Here is a 17,572-nt window from a genome sequence, read left to right on the forward strand (position 1 = left end):
ATGCGTCGTCTGTTTTTACTTTGTACTCTCTTGATCGTGGGTCTGGCCCAGGCAGGAACCAATCCGTTCGACACCAAACCTGAATTCCTCCCGGTTGATAAAGCCTTCGCGTTTACCACTGAACGCCTGGAATCCGGTGAAACCCAGCTCTATTGGCAGATCACCGACGGCTATTACCTGTATCAGAAACGCTTGAAGTTCGATGGATTACCTGTCGGGCAACATCCCCCGCTACCGGAAGGCGAAGCCCACAGCGACGAGTTTTTCGGTGAACAGCAAGTCTACCGTCAGGGCCTGGAACTGAAAATTCCGGCGGGTGCCAGCGGTCAGGTCAAGGTCAGTTACCAGGGCTGCGCCGATGCCGGTTTGTGTTATCCGCCACAAACCAGAGTCGTGGACCTGGGCAATACCAATGCATTGAATGCGGCCACTGAAGCGCCGGACCAGGCGCTGGCCAGCAGCCTGCAGCAACGGGCGCTGGGCTGGAGCCTTCTGGTGTTCTTCGGCCTGGGCCTGTTGCTGGCCTTCGCGCCATGTTCATTACCGATGCTGCCGATTCTGGCCGGGTTGATCGTCGGCAGTGGCGCCACGCCCAGACGCGGATTCGCCCTGGCCAGCAGTTATGTAGTCAGCATGGCGCTGGTGTATGCGGCAATGGGTGTCCTGGCCGCCTCCCTCGGGGCGAACCTGCAAGCCTGGTTGCAGAACCCCTGGCTACTGGGCAGTTTCGCGGCGATTTTCGTGCTGCTGGCGCTGCCGATGTTCGGTTTCTTCGAACTGCAACTGCCGGTGGCCGTGCGTGATCGCCTGGAAAACGTCTCGCGCAATCAACGCGGCGGCAGTCTGATCGGCGCCGGGGTACTGGGGGCGCTGTCCGGTCTGCTGGTTGGCCCCTGCATGACCGCGCCACTGGCCGGCGCCCTGCTCTACATCGCGCAAAGCGGTAACGCGCTGCATGGCGGATTGATTCTGTTCGCCATGGGCATCGGCATCGGTGTGCCGCTGTTGCTGCTGGTGACCGTCGGCAATCGTTTCATGCCCAAGCCAGGCGCCTGGATGAACCTGGTCAAAGGCATTTTCGGCTTCCTGTTCCTCGCCACCGCATTGTTGATGCTGCGTCCGGTGCTCGACGAATCCCTGTGGGTCGGCTTGTGCGGTGCGCTGCTGTTGATCGCGGCCTACAGCGCCTGGAAACAATCGGAAGGTTTTGGCCGTATCGCGCACCTGTTTGGCGCCAGTTCGTTACTGCTCGGTTTATGGGGTGGCCTGTTGGTGATCGGTGCAGCCGGTGGCGGCGATGATCCGTTCAAGCCATTGCAGGTCTACCGCGCCTCGAACCAGGCTGTGGCCGCCGTGCCGGTTGGCCACGATGCCTTCACCACCATCAAGGATCCGCAGGCACTGCAACGGGAACTCGACGACGCGCAGGCTCAAGGCCAGTGGGTGCTGCTGGACTACTACGCCGACTGGTGCGTGTCGTGCAAGGTCATGGAAAAACAGGTCTTCGGCAAAACCCGTGTCCTTGAAGCCTTGAGCGATGTGCGCTTGCTGCGACTGGACGTCACCGCCGACAATGCCGCCAGCCGTGAACTGCTCGGCCGTTACCAAGTGCCAGGGCCACCGAGCCTGCTGTGGATTGGCGTGGACGGTGAAGAGCGGCGCAGCCAGCGCATCACCGGCGAGGTCGATGCCGATACATTCCTGCAACGCTGGACCACCACCCGAGACGCCCGTTAATGCTGACTTTCACCCTCGGCACCTTTGCCATCGCGCTCAATCACCTGCTGTTGATCAGTGCGCTGGCGCTGGCCACTTTTGTCGGCTGGCGGGTCGCCAAGCGTGGTGGTGAAAACCCTGAGTCGGTGCTGTTCAGCCTGTTTCTGATGGGCATGCTGGCAGCCCGAATCAGTTTCGTGGCGGCCTATTGGGTGCACTATCGCAACGATCCGTGGCAGGTCATCGACCTGCGCGATGGCGGTTTCCTCGCCTGGCCGGGGGTCGTGGTCGTTTTGCTCGCCACGCTGTATCGCGGCTGGCGTCGCCCGGGTCTGCGCCGTCCATTGGGCTTTGGTGTGGCAAGTGGCCTGGCGTTCTGGCTGTTGGCGACGTTCTCCCTGTCGATTTATGAACAAGGCACACGCCTGCCGGAAATCACCCTGCGCAACGCCGCCGGCGAAACCGTGCAACTGGCCGACTACAAGGGAGGCCCGTTGGTGATCAATCTCTGGGCCACCTGGTGCCCGCCGTGCCGCCGGGAAATGCCGGTGCTGGAAAACGCCCAGCAACACCGGCCGGACCTGACGTTCCTGTTCGTCAATCAGGCAGAAAGCATGCAAAGCGTCGCGATCTTTCTGGAAACCCAGGGCCTGAGCCTGTCCAACGTGCTGTTCGACGGCAGTGGGCGTCTGAGCCAGGCCGTCGGTTCCATGGCATTGCCGACTACGCTGTTCTACAACCCCGAGGGTCGCCTGCTGGGCAGCCATCTGGGCGAGTTGTCGGAAGCCAGCCTGGCCCGCGCGCTGGAAAACTTCGACACCGTACCCGCCACCTCTTCAAGGAAACTGCCATGCCCCGCCTCCGCCACCTGCTGACCCTGAGCCTTGGTGCTGCCCTGTTGCACCTGCCATCGGTGCAGGCCGAAGAGTTGCCAGATGCCATCAAGAAAATCGAGGCCAAAGGCGCGAAAATCGTCGGCCAGTTCGACGCCCCCGACGGCTTGCGTGGTTATGCCGCGCAATACCAGAACCGCGGCATGGCTCTGTACCTGACCCCGGATGGCAAACACGTGTTGCTGGGCAACCTGTATGACGCCGAGGGCAATGACCTGAGCAGCGCACCTTTGCAGAAACTGGTGTATGCACCGATGGCCAAGGAAGTCTGGGCCAAGTTCGAAACCAGCAACTGGATCGGCGACGGCAAGAAGGATGCGCCGCGCGTGGTGTACCTGTTCAGTGACCCGAACTGCCCGTACTGCAACATGTTCTGGGAACAGGCCCGGCCGTGGGTCAAGGCCGGCAAGGTGCAGTTGCGCCACATCATGGTGGGCATCATCCGCGAAGACAGCCCCGGAAAATCCGCCGCGCTGCTCGCCGCCAAAGACCCGGAAAAAGCCCTGCAGGATCACGAAGGCGCTGGCAAGGAGAGTTCGCTCAAGGCCTTGAAGGAAGTGCCGCCGGCGATTCAGGCAAAGTTCGCGGCCAACATGCAATTGATGGAAGAGCTGGAGTTGCAGGCGACGCCGGCGATTTTCTACATGGATGACAAGGGCAATCTGCAACAGCAGCAAGGCGCGCCGTCGCCGGACAAGCTGGCGAAGATTCTCGGGCCGAAGTGAGTTCAGCGCCCCCATCGCGAGCAAGCTCGCTCCCACAGGGGAAGGTGATCACCTGTGGGAGCGAGCTTGCTCGCGATGGCGTAGGTAGATTCGACTAATTTCTGTCGGCCAAAAATGCCAACAAGGTTTCAGTCACAAACCCAGGGTTCTCCAGATTGGAAATATGCCCCGCCTCCGGCACCAGCACCCACGGGCAGCCAATCAGCTCAGCCATTTCACGGGCTTCACCCGGTGGCCGAGGCTTGTCCTGATCGCCGCACATCACCAGTGTGGTCGCTGCGTCCAGTTCGCCCAGACGCGATAACTGGTCATCGCGCCCAAATGTAATCCGCCCCATCGGCGCGATGCTTTCACGCAGGCGATCCGCGGGTAGAGCCGCGAGGGAAGCACGAAAATCCCGGTAGAGCGCCGACTGCGGATCAATGCCCGGCCGGAAGAAAATCGGCACCACGATATCCAGCAGCGCTGGCGTGATGACACCCGCCTCTTCGATCTGCTTCAACAGTGAAAAGTAGTACTGGCGAGTCGGCTCCGGTTCGGCGCCGGCGTAGGTGTCCATCAGCACCAGTCCGTTGATCCGCTGCGCTGCCGATAAGGCCAGGCGCGCGCCCCACATGCCGCCGACCGACAGGCCGACCAGCGTGACCCGCTCGATGTCCAGATGATCGAGCAGGACCAGGGCCTGACGCGCCAGGTCATCCAGCGACGTCGTACCGACAGGCAACGGCCCGGATTGGCCGTGCCCCCACAGGTCCAGGGCTATCACACGATACTGTTGCGATAGCGCGGCAATCTGCGGCGCCCACATGGCCTGGTCCCACAGGTAACTACCGGCCAGCAGCACCGCCGGGCCGGTACCTTGATCGATGTAGTGGAGGGCTTGTCCGTCTATCGTTACGAAGGGCATCGACTGTCTCCGCGAGCAAAAAGGGAGCCCGAAGACTGAGCGGCTGACGGATCGCAGTCAATCGCGAGAATGTATGCGTTTGTACAACCGCCATCGCGGGCAAGTCGGATCGCCGCTCCCACAGGGATTTACGCTGATCACAAATGATGTGTTCACTACCCACTGTGGGAGCGAGCTTGCTCGCGATGGGGCCAGTACTGACGCCAGGGAATCAAAGCCCCTCCAGCTCCGCCATCAAATCATTCAAGCGATCCACCTTCTCCTCGGTGAGTTCGCTGGCCGTCAACCCGTCGATGTACAGGGCCAGTTCTTCCACCGTGCTGCATTCGAACATCGCCCGCAACGGCACATCCCGTTGCAGGGTTTTCTGCACCCGCGAGGCGATTTGCGTGGCCAGCAGCGAATGCCCGCCCAACTCGAAGAAGTTGTCGCGAACGCCCACCTTCTCGACCTTCAGTACCTCGGCCCAAATGTCTGCCAGGGTCTGCTCCAGCTCATTGCGCGGCGCCTGGTAATCCTGGCTTTGCAATTGACCGATCTCCAGCGTCGGCAGGGCCTTGCGGTCCAGTTTACCGTTGGCGTTGAGCGGCAGCTTGTCCAGCCATAACCAGTGCAGCGGCACCATGTATTCCGGCAACTCGACACGCAGACGTTGCTTGATTCGCTCCAGGCGTTCAGCCGGATCGAGCGCAACATCCGCCGCGACCAGATAGCCCACCAGGTGCTTGCCGTTCGCCCCTTCCTGCACACCCACCGCCGCATCGCGGATTTGCGGTTGTTCGTGCAGGCGAGCTTCGATTTCACCGAGCTCGATGCGGTAACCGCGGATCTTCACCTGATGGTCGACCCGGCCGACATATTCCAGAACGCCGTCACTGCGACGGCGTGCCAGGTCGCCAGTGCGATACAGGCGCTCACCCGGTGCGCCGAACGGGTTCGGCACAAACACCGGTGCCGTGCGCAGCGGATCGCTGACATAGCCGCGACCGACCCCGGTCCCCGCCACGCACAGTTCACCCACCGCGCCCAGCGGCACCAGTTCCAGCGCTCCGTCGAGCAGGTACAATTTGTTGTTGTCAGTCGGCGTACCGATCGGCAGGTAACTGCCGCGAGTCGACGCCATATCGACGCGGAAGAACGCCACGTCATCCGAGCACTCCGCCGGGCCATAGGCATTGACCAGGCCGATCTGCGGATAGCGCAGCAACCATTGATGCGCCAGTTCCGGCGGCATCGCCTCCCCCGTCGGCAACATCCAGCGCAGGCCATCGAGGCTCATGCGTTCCTGGGCGAGCATGCCCTGGATCAGCGAAGGTACGCTTTCCAGCACGGTGATGCCCTGGCTTTGCACATGGGCCAGCAAACCCTGGGGATCGTGGGCAATGGTGTTCGGCACGATGTCCACCCGGGCGCCGAACAACGGCGCGGCGAGGAACTGCCACACGGAAATGTCGAAGCTTTGCGACGCGGTTTGCGCGATCACGTCGGCGTCGCTCAGGTTCAGGTATGGCACCTTGCTCAACTGGTTGTTGAGCATGCCACGCTGTTCGACCATCACGCCTTTTGGCAAACCGGTGGAGCCAGAGGTGTAGATCACGTAGGCGAGGTTGTCCGGACCACTGTAGACACCAGGATTGTCCGCCGACAGCGCAAGGGCCTGGACTTCCTCCCAGACCAGCAGCCGTGGCCGGCTGGAGCAGCCGAACTCCTCGAGCAAGGCTTGCGCCTGCTCACGACAGGCTTGCGAGCACACCAGCAATGGCGTGCGGCTCAGATCGATGATCCGGCTCAGACGCTGACTCGGCAAACCCGGATCCAGCGGCAGGTAGCCCGCCCCTGCCTTGAAGCTGCCGATGATCATGCCCAGCAAGTCGAGGCTGCGTTCGGCCAGCAAGGCCACCGGTTGATCGCGCCCGACACCGGCGGCGATCAATGCATGACCGAGGCGGTTGCTGCGCTGGTTCAGCTCCAGATAACTGTATTGCCGGTCCAGACAACTGGCGGCAATTCGCAGTGGGTGCCGGGCGACCTGCGTTTCGAACAATGAAACGTAGCTCTGCTCCAGCGGGTAATCGTGTTCGCTCTGGTTGCAGCCATGGATGAGGAAGTCCTGCTCCTCAGCCCCCAGCAACGGCAGGTCGGCCATGTCGCCATGGAAACCTTCCACCAATGCCAGCAGCAGACGCTTGAACTCAGCGAGCATGCGCTCAACCGTGGCCTCATCGAAGTAGCGTTGGTCGTAGGACAGGTGCAAGCCCAGGTCATCGCCCGGATAGCACACGGCCGTGAGCGGGAAGTTGGTATGGGTTCGGCCCGAGTCCGAGGTCGCGTTGAGGCTCTGCGCACGGTCGAGCACCGAGACTTCCACCGGGGCGTTTTCGAACACGAACAGGCTGTCGAACAGCGGCTGGCCTTTGGGCAATTCGCTCTGTTCCTGAATGTTCACCAGCGGCAGGTATTCGTATTCACGCAGTTGCATGTTGTGGTCGAGCAGACCGCTGAGCCACTGGCGCACGCTGCATCGCTGGCCGTCCTCAGGCATTTTCACCCGCAGCGCGATGCTGTTGATGAACAGGCCGACGGTGCGCTGCATCTGCGGCATGTCCACCGGACGCCCGGCCACGGTGACGCCGAACAGCACGTCGCGATCACCGCTCAAGCGCCGCAGCACCAGCGCCCACGCCGCCTGGGCAAAGGTGTTGATGGTCAACTGATGGGCCTGGGCCAGTTCGCGCAATTGCGCACCGTCACGGGCATCGAGCCTTGCATAGCGGTCGCCGACGATCATGCCGCCGCTGTCGCCGGCATGTTCGCGCAGCAATGGCCGGTCGCTCGGGATCGGCGTGGTCCGTTCGAACCCCTGCAGGTTGGTTTTCCACCACTGCCGTGCTTCGGCCAGGCTCTGATGCTGCAGCCAACCGATGTAGTCGCGATAACGTGGTGGTACCTGCAGCTGCGCTTCCCGGCCTTCGCCGAGGGCGCTGTAGATCTCGAAGAAATCATTCATCAGCAGCGAACGGCACCAGGCATCGATGAGGATGTGGTGGTTGCTCATCATGAACCAGTAGCGCGCCGCGCCCACACGGATCAAACGCAAGTGGAACGGCGCCTCGTTGAGCAGATCGAACCCCGCCTCGCGTTCGGTCTTGAGCAGGGTTTGCAGCCTCGGCTCTTGCTCGGCTTCGCTGATAGCGCTCCAGTCGAGGTATTCGATCGGCGTGCTGCCCGGTTTGTGGATCACTTGCAGCATGTCTTCGCCGACGTTCCAGCAAAACGACGCGCGCAATGCTTCGTGGCGGGCGATCACTGCTTGCCAGGCCTGGGTGAAACGCTGCGGGTCGAGTTCGCTGTTGATGCGGTAGCGGTCCTGCATGTAGTACAGGCCGGTGCCCGGCTCCAGCAAGGTGTGCAACAGCATGCCTTCCTGCATCGGGGTCAGCGGGTAGACGTCTTCGATGAGGGCGGCCGGGACCGGCAGCGCATCCAGTTGAGTCTGGCTGAGATTCGCCAGCGGGAAGTCCGACGGCGTCAGGCCACCCGCGTCGTCGCGCAGGCAATGTTCGATCAGGCTGTTCAACTCACCGAGGTAGGCATCGGCCAACTCGTCGATGGTTTGCCCATCGAAGCGTTCGGCGCTGAAAGTCCAGCGCAGTACCAGTTCACCGCCATACACCTGACCGTCGACGCTCAGCTCGTTGGGCAACGGGGCATTGGCATCGTGGGCCGCGCCAATGGCTTCATCCAGTGGATGGAACAGCGCGTCCGCCCCGAAGCTCTGGTCGAACTGGCCGAGATAGTTGAAGGTGATCGGCGCCACCGGCAACTGCGCCATGCTGTGGCGGCTCAGGTCATCGGCCAGGTAACGCAGCACGCCATAGCCCAGGCCTTTGTGCGGCACGGCACGCAATTGCTCCTTGATCGCCTTGATCGACACGCCCTGCCCGGCGGCTTCTTCGATGTTCAGCGGCGTCAGGCGCAGTGGGTAGGCACTGGTGAACCAGCCGACGGTGCGGGTCAGGTCGATCTCGTCGAACAGCGCTTCGCGGCCGTGGCCTTCCAGTTGAATCAGCGCCGATGGCTGACCCTTCCAGCGGCACAGCACGCGGGCCAGTGCGGTCAGCAGCAAGTCGTTGACCTGGGTGCGATAGGCACTCGGTGCCTGTTGTAGCAACTGCCGGGTACGCTCGCTGTCGAGGCGCACGCTGACGGTTTGCGCATGACGATTCTGCCGCCCGCCAGCGGGGTGATCACAGGGCAAATCGGCAGTGGGCCCGGCCAGGTGCGCCTGCCACCAGCCCAGTTCTTCGCGCAGGGACTCACTGCCGGCGTAGGCTTGCAGCCGTGCGGCCCAGTCCTTGAAGGCGCTGGTTTTCGCCGGCAGTTTCACCGACTGCTGCGCGTCCAGTTGGCGATACACGGTTTGCAGATCGTCCAGCAGCACGCGCCATGAAACACCGTCGACGACCAAGTGGTGAATCGCGATGAACAGCCGTTGCTGGCCCTCGGGACCATCGACCAGCAACACGCGTATTAGCGGTCCCTCTTCGAGGTCAAGGCTGTGCTGGGCATCGGCGAACAAGGCCGCACATTTGTCCATGGACGAAACGCGTACCTGCCACAGCACCGGCGCCTCGGAAATCGGCTGATGCTGTGCTTGCCACTGACCGGCGAGCTTGCTGAAGCGCAGACGCAAGGCGTCGTGCTGTTCGATTACCGCCAGCAGCGCTTGCTCCAGTCGATGGGGCTCCAGAGGTGCGGTCGGTTGCAGCAACAACGCCTGGTTCCAGTGCTGGCGTTGCGGGATGTCGGTGTCGAAGAACCAGTGCTGGATCGGCGTCAGACGCGACTCCCCCATGATCAAGCCCTGCTCGGCGCTGACCTGCTCGCTGCGGCTGGCCACGGCGGCGAGGGTCTGCACGGTCTGGTGCTGGAACAGGTCGCGAGGGCTGAAGTGAATGCCCTGCTGCCGTGCCCGGCTGACCACCTGGATCGACAGGATCGAGTCACCGCCCAACTCGAAGAAGTTGTCGTTGAGGCCGACCTGTCCAACGTTCAGCACTTCGCACCAGATCTGCGCGAGGATGACTTCAAGCTCGCTGCTCGGTGCTACGTAGTGATGGCGATTCAGCTCCGGGTCCGGCGCCGGCAGCGCGCGGCGGTCGAGCTTGCCGTTGGCGGTCAGCGGCATGCGGCCCAGCAGGATCAGGTGCGTGGGCACCATGTAGTCTGGCAGTTGCGATTTCAGATGCGCCTTGAGGGCCTCGCGCAAGACCGATTGCTGTGCTTCGCTCTGTTCGGCGACGTCAGTCACCAGATAGCCGACCAGTTGCTTGCCACTCGGTGCATCGAGCGCCAGCACAACGGCTTCACGAATCGATTCGTGCTCCAGCAGACGGGTTTCGATCTCGCCCAGTTCGATGCGAAAACCACGAATTTTCACTTGATGGTCGATGCGTCCAAGGTATTCCACCAGGCCGTCGGCGCGCTGGCGCACCAGGTCGCCGGTGCGGTAGATACGTCCGCCGTTGGCGGCAAACGGATCGGCCACAAAGCGCTCCGCGGTCATGCCCGGACGCTGGTGATAACCCTGGGCCAGACCCGCGCCACCGACGTACAACTCGCCCGTCGCGCCTTGCGGCACCAACGCCAGGTCGGCGTCGAGAATGTAGGCCACGCGGTCGCCAATCACGCTTCCGATCGGCACGCTGCCGGCGCCCTCTTCCAGCACTTCAGGGGCGAGACTGGCCAGCGGCATGACCACGGTTTCGGTCGGGCCGTAGGCGTTGAAGAACAGGCTCGGCTTGAAGGCTGCGCGAATGCGCGCCAGGTGTTCACCGGTCAGCGCTTCGCCGCCGGTGATGATCATGCGCACCGCCAGGGTTTCATTTTGCGTTGCCAGCCATTGCGCCAACTGGCTGCCATAGCTCGGCGTGAATCCGAGGACGTTGATCTGATGACGACGGATCAGGCCACAGATTTCTTCCGCGTCCCACTGCCCTTGAGCCCGCAGCACCACTTGCGCACCACTGAGCAGCGGCACCAGCAGACGCTCAGTGGCGGCGTCGAAGTTGATCGAATAGAAGTGCAGTTCGCAATCGTCAGGGCGCATGGTGAAACGCTCGATCACCGCGCGGCAGTGCATGGCGATTTCGCCGTGGGATACCACCACGCCTTTCGGTTTACCGGTCGAGCCCGAGGTGTAAATCAGGTAGGCCTGATGCTGCGGCAGGCTGATCATCGGCAATTCGGTGGCCGGGTAGTTGGCCAGTGCAGCGGCGTCTTCTTCAAGACACCAGCGGCCGACGGTCGCCGGCAACTCGCCCAGGGCCTTGAACATCGCCGCATCGCTGAGCAGCAAACCGATACCGCTGTCTTTAATCATGTAATGCAAGCGGTCCAGCGGGTATTCCGGATCCAGCGGCACATAGGCGCCACCGGCCTTGAGGATCGCCAGCAGGCCGACGACCATCTCCAGCGAGCGCTCCAGAGCCAGCCCCACACGAACCTGCGGTCCGACGCCTCGCTCGCGCAGCATCCAGGCCAGGCGATTGGCCCGGCCGTCGAGTTCGGCATAGCTCAGGGTTTGCCCGGCGAAGGTCAGGGCCGGAGCGTCCTGGCGCATCAAGGCTTGCTCGGCGAACAGGTGATGGATGCACTGGTCCAGCCGATGCTCGCCCGGCTCGACGCCGAGGCTGTCGAGCAGATGTTGTTGTTCACCACACGCCAGCAGCGGCAGTTCGCTCAAGCGCTGCTGCGGATCGGCAATCAGCGCCTCCAGCAGGTTGCGCCAATGCCCGGCCATGCGCGCAATGCGCGGTTCGTCGAACAGATCGGTGCTGTAGGTCAGGCAGCAACCCAGGCGATGGTCCAGGTCGGTGACTTCCAGGTTGAGGTCGAACTTGGTCGCGCGGGCATCGTTGACCAGGTACTCGACCGTCATGCCGGCCAGGGTGCGGCTTTGCTGGAACTCCCAGCGCTGCACGTTGCACATCACCTGGAACAATGGGTTGTAGGCCGCGCTGCGGGGTGGTTGCAAGGCTTCCACCAGATGATCGAACGGCAGGTCCTGATGGGACTGGCCTTCGATCACCGTGTGGCGCACCTGCTCGAACAATTCGCCCACGGACATCTGCCCGTCGAGCTGGCAGCGCAGCACCTGTGTGTTGAGGAACGCGCCGATCAGCCCTTCGCTTTCCGGGCGAATGCGGTTGGCCACCGGCGCGCCGATGCGCAGATCGGTCTGGCCGCTGTAGCGGTACAGCAGCGTGGCCAGGGCGGCGGTCATGGTCATGAACAGGGTCAGGCCGTGTCGCGCATTGAACGCGCGGACCCGTGCCGCGAGATCGTCGCTCAAGTCAAAGCGATACAACTCACCCTGACGGCTTTGCACCGGTGGACGTGGACGGTCGGCCGGCAACTCCAGCAGCGGGTGTTCGCGGCCCAGTTGCGTGGTCCAGTAATCGAGCTGGCGCTGACGCTCGCCGGACTCCAGCCACTGACGCTGCCACACGCTGTAATCCAGGTACTGCACCGGCAACGGCGCCAGCGGTGATTCACGGTCATCGACGAACGCTTCGTACAGCGCGCTGAGTTCCCGGGCAAAAATGTCCATCGCCCAGCCTTCGGTGACGATGTGGTGCAGGGTCAGAACGAAGTAGTGTTCCTGTTCGGCGGTCTTGACCAGGCAGGCGCGCAACAGCGGTCCGGTCTCCAGATCGAACGGCTGGTGCGCTTCGTCGTCGGCCAGTTGCTGGACCTGCCACTCGCGGACCTCGGCATCCAGCGCGGTGAAATCCTTCCACGCCATGCGCACGCCGGTTTGCGCGTGTACTTGCTGGCGGGCGACGCCGTCGATGCTCGGGAACGTGGTGCGCAGGGTTTCGTGACGCAGGATCAGGGCTTGCAGCGCGGCCTCGAAGCGCGCCACATCGAGCACGCCACGCAGCCGCGCCATGCCGCCGACGTTGTAGGCCGGGCTGTCGGGCTCCATCTGCCAGAGGAACCACATGCGCTGCTGGGAATAGGACAGCGGCACCGCCTGCCCGCGGTCGACTTTTTCAATCGGCGGCTGTTTGTTGGTGCTGCCACTGGCCTGGATCAGGCGAACCTGTTCGGCAAACGCACCGAGTTCGCTGTGCTCGAACAGCGCCCGCAGCGGCAACTCGACGTCGCAGGCCTGGCGGGTGCGGGAGATGATTTGTGTGGCCAGCAGCGAGTGACCGCCGAGGGCAAAAAAATCATCGCGCAAACCGACTTGCGTCAAACCCAGCACTTCGCGCCAGATACCGGCGATGTGTTGTTCCAGTTCTGTCACAGGCTCGACGTGCTCGCGAACCTGCCACTGCGGTTCCGGCAACGCGCGGCGGTCGAGCTTGCCGCTCGGGCCGAGGGGCATTTTGTCCAGGCGCATCAGTTGCGCCGGCACCATGTATTCCGGCAGTTCGGCGGCCAATGCGCTTTTCAGGCGCGCGGTTTGCTCGACCTCGTCCCCGGCATTGTCCGCAGCGGTGTAGTAACCGATCAACTGCGCCCCGGCCATGGTGTCGCGCACCAGCACCACGGCTTGCGCAACGCCGTCCTGGGCCAGCAGCCGTGCCTGGATTTCCTGCGGCTCGACCCGGAACCCGCGCAACTTGACCTGTTGATCGAGACGGCCGAGGTATTCGATCACGCCATTCGCCGTCCAGCGTGCCCGGTCGCCGGTGCGATACAGGCGTGCGCCCGGCTCGCCCAACGGATCGACCACGAATCGTTCGGCGGTCAACGCCGGGCGACCGAGGTAACCACGGGCCAAGCCAACGCCGCTGATGCACAACTCACCCGGCACACCGACCGGAACGGGATGCAGGTCGCTGTCGAGCACGCGGCAGATCACATTGCCCAGCGGCCGGCCAATCGGCGAGCGTTCGCCATCGGCGCTGGAGCATTGCCAGTGGGTGACGTTGATCGCGGTTTCGGTCGGTCCGTAGCGGTTGTGCAGTTGCACCGCCGGCAGCTGCGCCAGCACCCGGTTGCGCAGCTCCGCGGGCAAGGCTTCGCCCCCGGAGAACAGCCGGCGCAGGCTGGTGCATTCAGCACTGAGCGGTTCGTCGATGAACAGCGAAAGCAGCGGCGGCACGAAGTGCAACGTGGTCACGCCGTAAGCTTGCACCAGCTGTGCGATGCGATGTGGATCGCGGTGTTCGCCGGGACCGGCGATCAACAGACGTGCGCCTGTGATCAGCGGCCAGAAGCACTCCCACACCGACACGTCGAAACTGATCGGCGCCTTTTGCATCAGCACGTCGGTTTCGTTCAGGCGATAAGTGTCCTGCATCCATTGCAGGCGCTCGGCCAGCGCCGCGTGGGTGTTGCCGACGCCTTTGGGCTGGCCGGTGGAACCGGAGGTATAAATCACATAGGCAAGATTGTCGCCGTGCAGATGCAGCCCCGGCGCATGGCTTGGCCAACTGTCCAGGTGCAGGGTGTCCATGGCGATCGAACTGACACCCTCGCTGGCCGGCAAGCGCTCGAGCAGTCGGGTGTGCGTCAGCAGCAATTGAACACCGCTGTCGCTGAGCATGTAGGCCAGGCGTTCGGCGGGGTAGTCCGGGTCCAGCGGCACGTAGGCGCCACCGGCCTTGATGATCGCCAGCAGGCCGATCAGCAGTTGCGGCGAACGCTCGCAGGCGATGGCCACGCAGACGTCCGGGCCGACGCCTTTGTCGCGCAGGTAATGGGCCAGACGGTTGGCCTGGGTGTGGAGTTCGGCGAAGTCCATCTGGCCGCCCTCCCAGATCAACGCCGGGCGCTCAGGTGTCAGCCGGGCTTGTTGGTTGAGCGATTCGGGCAGCCATTGACTGGCCGCTGCGCAGGGTGCGCTGGCCCAGTCCGATTGCTGATGCTGCTCGGCGGCCGTCAACAGCGGCAGGTCACCGATGGCGATGTCCGCTTGCTCGCAGACAGCCCGCAACAGGTTGCTGAAATGGTCGGCCAGGCGCTCGATGGTCGCGGCATCGAACAATTCGCTGGCATAGTCGAAGGACAACGTCAGGCGACCGTTGCGGTCTTCTTCGCTGTGCAGCTGCACATCGAACTTGGCTTCGCGGCTATGCCACGGCAACTCTTCGGCCAACAGCCCCGGCAGGCGCTTCAAGGCGCCAAGGTCGCGTTGCTGATGGTTGAACATGACCTGGAACAGGCCCTGTTCACGGGCCTGCGGGAAGGCTTCGAGCAGTTGCTCGAACGGCAGGTCCTGATGCGCTTGCGCACCCAACGCCGCCTGACGGGTCTGCGCCAGCAACTCAACGAATGGCAGACTTGAGTCCACTTCGGCACGCAGCACCTGGGTATTGATGAAGAAGCCGATCAGACCCTGGGTTTCCAGGCGCGGACGGTTGGCATTGGGCACGCCGATGCGGATATCTCGTTGGCCGCTGTAGCGGTGCAACAAGGTCTGGAACGCAGCCAGCAACAACATGAAGACGGTCGAATCATGGGCCTGGGCGGTCTGACGAATCGCATCGCTCAGGGCCGCGCCCAGACGTACGGTGTGGCGAGCGGCGCTGTGCAGTTGTTGTGCTGAGCGTGGATGGTCGGTGGCCAGGCTCAGGGTTGGATGTTCATCACCCAAGCGGTCTTTCCAATAAGCCAGTTGCCGCTCGCCTTCCCCTTGCGCCAGCCATTGCCGTTGCCAACTGCCGTAGTCGGCGTACTGCGTCGGCAATGGCGCCAGCACCGCTTGCAGGCCCTGGGAGGCGGACGCATACAGGCGCGAGAACTCGTCGATCAACACATTCAGCGACCAGCCGTCAGCGATGATGTGGTGCAGGGTCACCAACAACTGATGGTCTTCGTCGTCGAGGCGCACCAGCGTCACCCACATCAACGGGCCTTTCTCCAGATCGAACCGAGTCCGTGCTTCGTCCTCGCGGATCTGATGCGCCCGGGCCTCACGCTCGGCGGCCGGCAGGTCGCTGATATCGATCAGTTGCAGGTTGAACTCACCGGCCGGATCGACCTGTTGCAGCGCCACGCCATCACGCTCGAAGAATCGCGTGCGCAGGGATTCGTGGCGCTCGATCAACTGCTGGAAACTGGCGCGCAAGGCGTGCTCATCCAGCTCGCCGCGCAGGCGCAAGCCGCCAGGAATGTTGTAGGCGCTGCTGTATGAGTCGAGTTGCCAGGTGATCCAAAGGCGGTTTTGTGCCAGGGATTGCGGCATCGGTTGCTGGCGCGACAGGGCCGTGATCGCGCCCTGGGCCAGGCCACCGTCCTGTTGCAGACGGGTCACGACATCGGCGAATGTGCCGAGGGTCGGCGCTTCGAACAGCAGGCGCAGGCTCAACTCCAGACCCAACTCTTCCCGCAGACGCGCCACCACTTGCGTCGCTGCAATGGAGTTGCCGCCAAGCAGGAAGAAATGATCGTCGGCGCCCACCTGCACCACTTGCAACTGCTCACACCAGATACGTGCGATCAAGCTTTGCAGCGTCGATTCCGACTCGCTATTGCCCGTGCTTTCGTTGCTGGCCGACGGGAACACCGCGTAGCTGTCGAGGCTGCCGTCCGCCAGGCGATTGCGACACGCCGAGCGCTGCAATTTACCGCTGGACGTTTTGGGCAGCGCGCCCGGATTGAGCAGCACCACCACGCTCGGTGCCTCCTGATACGCCTCGGCGACGGTCTGGCGAATGGCTTTGATCAAGGATTCAGGCGGCAGGATTTTCTGCACGCTGCGGCTGATTTCAGCGGCGATGCCGATGCCTTCCTGACCGTCAACCGTGACGGCGAAAGCGGCGACGCGTCCTTTGCGCACCACTTCCACTTCACGCTCGACAGTCTGCTCGATGTCCTGCGGGTACAGGTTGTGCCCGCGCACGATCAGCATGTCCTTCAGGCGCCCGGTGATAAACAGTTCGCCGTTGCGCAGAAAACCCAGGTCACCGGTACGCAGCCAGGTCTGCCCGGCGTGCTGGACGAAGGTCTTGGCGGACGCTTCGGGGTTGCGCCAATAGCCTGAGGCGATGCTCGGCCCGCTGGCCCAGACTTCGCCGACGACGTTGTCGGCCTGTTCGCTGAGCGAGACAGGATCGAAGATCAACACCGCGTGCGCCGGCTGGCTGATACCGCAACTCATGATCGGGCTGCCCTCGCCCGCTTCGATGCGGTTCTGCGCCAGGGCCTGATCGTCAACCCGCAGGTTGCCGATGCCCTGGCCGCGCGCTGTGCCGGCCACGAACAAGGTGGCTTCGGCCAGACCGTAGGAGGCCATGAAACTGTCCGCGGTGAAGCCACAGGTCGCGAACTTCCCGGCGAACCGCTCCAGGGTGTCGAGGCGAATCGGTTCGGAACCGGAATACGCCACGCGCCAGCCACTCAGGTCGAGCCGTTCCAGGGCCGACTCGCTGACCCGCTCACTGCACAAGCGATAGGCAAAATCCGGCCCGCCGCTGATGGTGCCGCCGTATTCGCTGATCGCCTCCAGCCAGCGCAACGGCCGACCGAGAAAATACGCCGGGGACATCAACACGCAAGGCACGCCGCTGAAAATCGGCTGCAGCAAGCCGCCGATCAGGCCCATGTCGTGATACAGCGGCAGCCAGCTGACGATGACGTCGTCGGGGTTCAGGTCAATGCCGAAACCGTGGCGAATCAGCAATTCGTTGGCCACCAGATTGCCGTGGCTGACTTGCACGCCTTTGGGCAGCGCGGTGGAGCCAGAGGTGTATTGCAGGAAGGCGATGTGATCGTTCTGCAAGTCCACCGCGACCCAACGCTCGGCCAGTGCACCGTCGAGGGTATCGACACACAGCAGTGGCGGCGCGCCTTCGATCTGCTGCAACCCATCGCGCAGCCCGGCGCTGGTCAACAGCACGCGCGGCTGGGCATCGCTGATGATCGACAACAGGCGCTCCTGGTGATGACGTCGTGTCGACTCCGGCGGGTAGGCCGGCACCGCGATCACCCCGGCGTACAGGCAACCGAAGAACGCCGCGACGTAATCCGGGCCGCTGGGGAACAGCAACACCGCTCGGTCGCCGACATCCGTCTGGGCCTGCAACGCACCGGCAATCGTCCGCGCCCGCAGATCCAGTTCGCGATAGCTGAGCACCACAGCCTGGTCCGGGGTCTCGGCGAGAAAGCGCAGGGCCACCCGATCCGGCGTCAGCGCCGCGCGGCGCTGAAGGGCTTGGACCATTGTGCTGGGGAGTTCGAACGCGTCGGTCATGAGGTTTCCTGCCTGAATTCGGCTTGGTAGGAGCGAGCCTGCTCGCGAAAATCCGGAGAACGCCGCGGGGTGTCAGGCGCCCATCGTTGACGACCATCGCGAGCGAGCTCGCTCCTACAGG

5 protein-coding genes are annotated in these 17,572 nt (G+C 63.3%); 3 read left to right on the forward strand and 2 right to left on the reverse strand.

Annotated elements, in window-relative coordinates; translation table 11 throughout:
* From dsbD to dsbG, 3 genes are read left to right on the forward strand one after another with little or no spacing between them, the layout of a single operon-like run.
* A complete protein-coding gene (gene dsbD, locus PspS34_RS19840) occupies positions 1-1,737 on the forward strand; it encodes a protein-disulfide reductase DsbD (protein ID WP_154860218.1) in 1,737 nt (578 codons plus the stop codon).
* On the forward strand, positions 1,737-2,591 hold the full coding sequence (locus PspS34_RS19845) for a TlpA disulfide reductase family protein (RefSeq protein WP_154947023.1): 855 nt from the start codon (positions 1,737-1,739) through the stop codon (positions 2,589-2,591). The genes dsbD and PspS34_RS19845 overlap by 1 nt, the downstream gene beginning before the upstream one ends.
* Complete coding sequence (dsbG, locus tag PspS34_RS19850; protein WP_154947024.1) at positions 2,567-3,334, forward strand: thiol:disulfide interchange protein DsbG; 768 nt, start codon at positions 2,567-2,569, stop codon at positions 3,332-3,334. Before PspS34_RS19845 ends, dsbG begins: the two co-directional genes overlap by 25 nt.
* Positions 3,335-3,428: 94 nt before the next feature.
* On the opposite strand, the gene PspS34_RS19855 is transcribed toward dsbG, so the two are convergent.
* Positions 3,429-4,241, reverse strand: a complete 813-nt coding sequence (locus PspS34_RS19855) for an alpha/beta fold hydrolase (RefSeq protein ID WP_057713861.1) — start codon at positions 4,239-4,241, stop codon at positions 3,429-3,431.
* Positions 4,242-4,452: 211 nt separating this feature from the next.
* Positions 4,453-17,451, reverse strand: coding sequence for a non-ribosomal peptide synthetase (locus tag PspS34_RS19860; RefSeq protein ID WP_159390282.1), 12,999 nt, complete (start codon positions 17,449-17,451; stop codon positions 4,453-4,455).
* Between the last annotated feature and the right edge of the window lie 121 nt (positions 17,452-17,572).

The organism is Pseudomonas sp. S34 (genome assembly GCF_009866745.1).
GTDB lineage: Bacteria > Pseudomonadota > Gammaproteobacteria > Pseudomonadales > Pseudomonadaceae > Aquipseudomonas > Aquipseudomonas jessenii.

Bases quoted from the DNA above. Each gene is read 5' to 3' on its own strand.
- PspS34_RS19855 (WP_057713861.1), bottom strand. From the start codon at position 4,241: ATGCCCTTCGTAACGATAGACGGACAAGCCCTCCACTACATCGATCAA.
- PspS34_RS19860 (WP_159390282.1), bottom strand. From the start codon at position 17,451: ATGACCGACGCGTTCGAACTCCCCAGCACAATGGTCCAAGCCCTTCAG.
- dsbD (WP_154860218.1), top strand. From the start codon at position 1: ATGCGTCGTCTGTTTTTACTTTGTACTCTCTTGATCGTGGGTCTGGCC.
- PspS34_RS19845 (WP_154947023.1), top strand. From the start codon at position 1,737: ATGCTGACTTTCACCCTCGGCACCTTTGCCATCGCGCTCAATCACCTG.
- dsbG (WP_154947024.1), top strand. From the start codon at position 2,567: ATGCCCCGCCTCCGCCACCTGCTGACCCTGAGCCTTGGTGCTGCCCTG.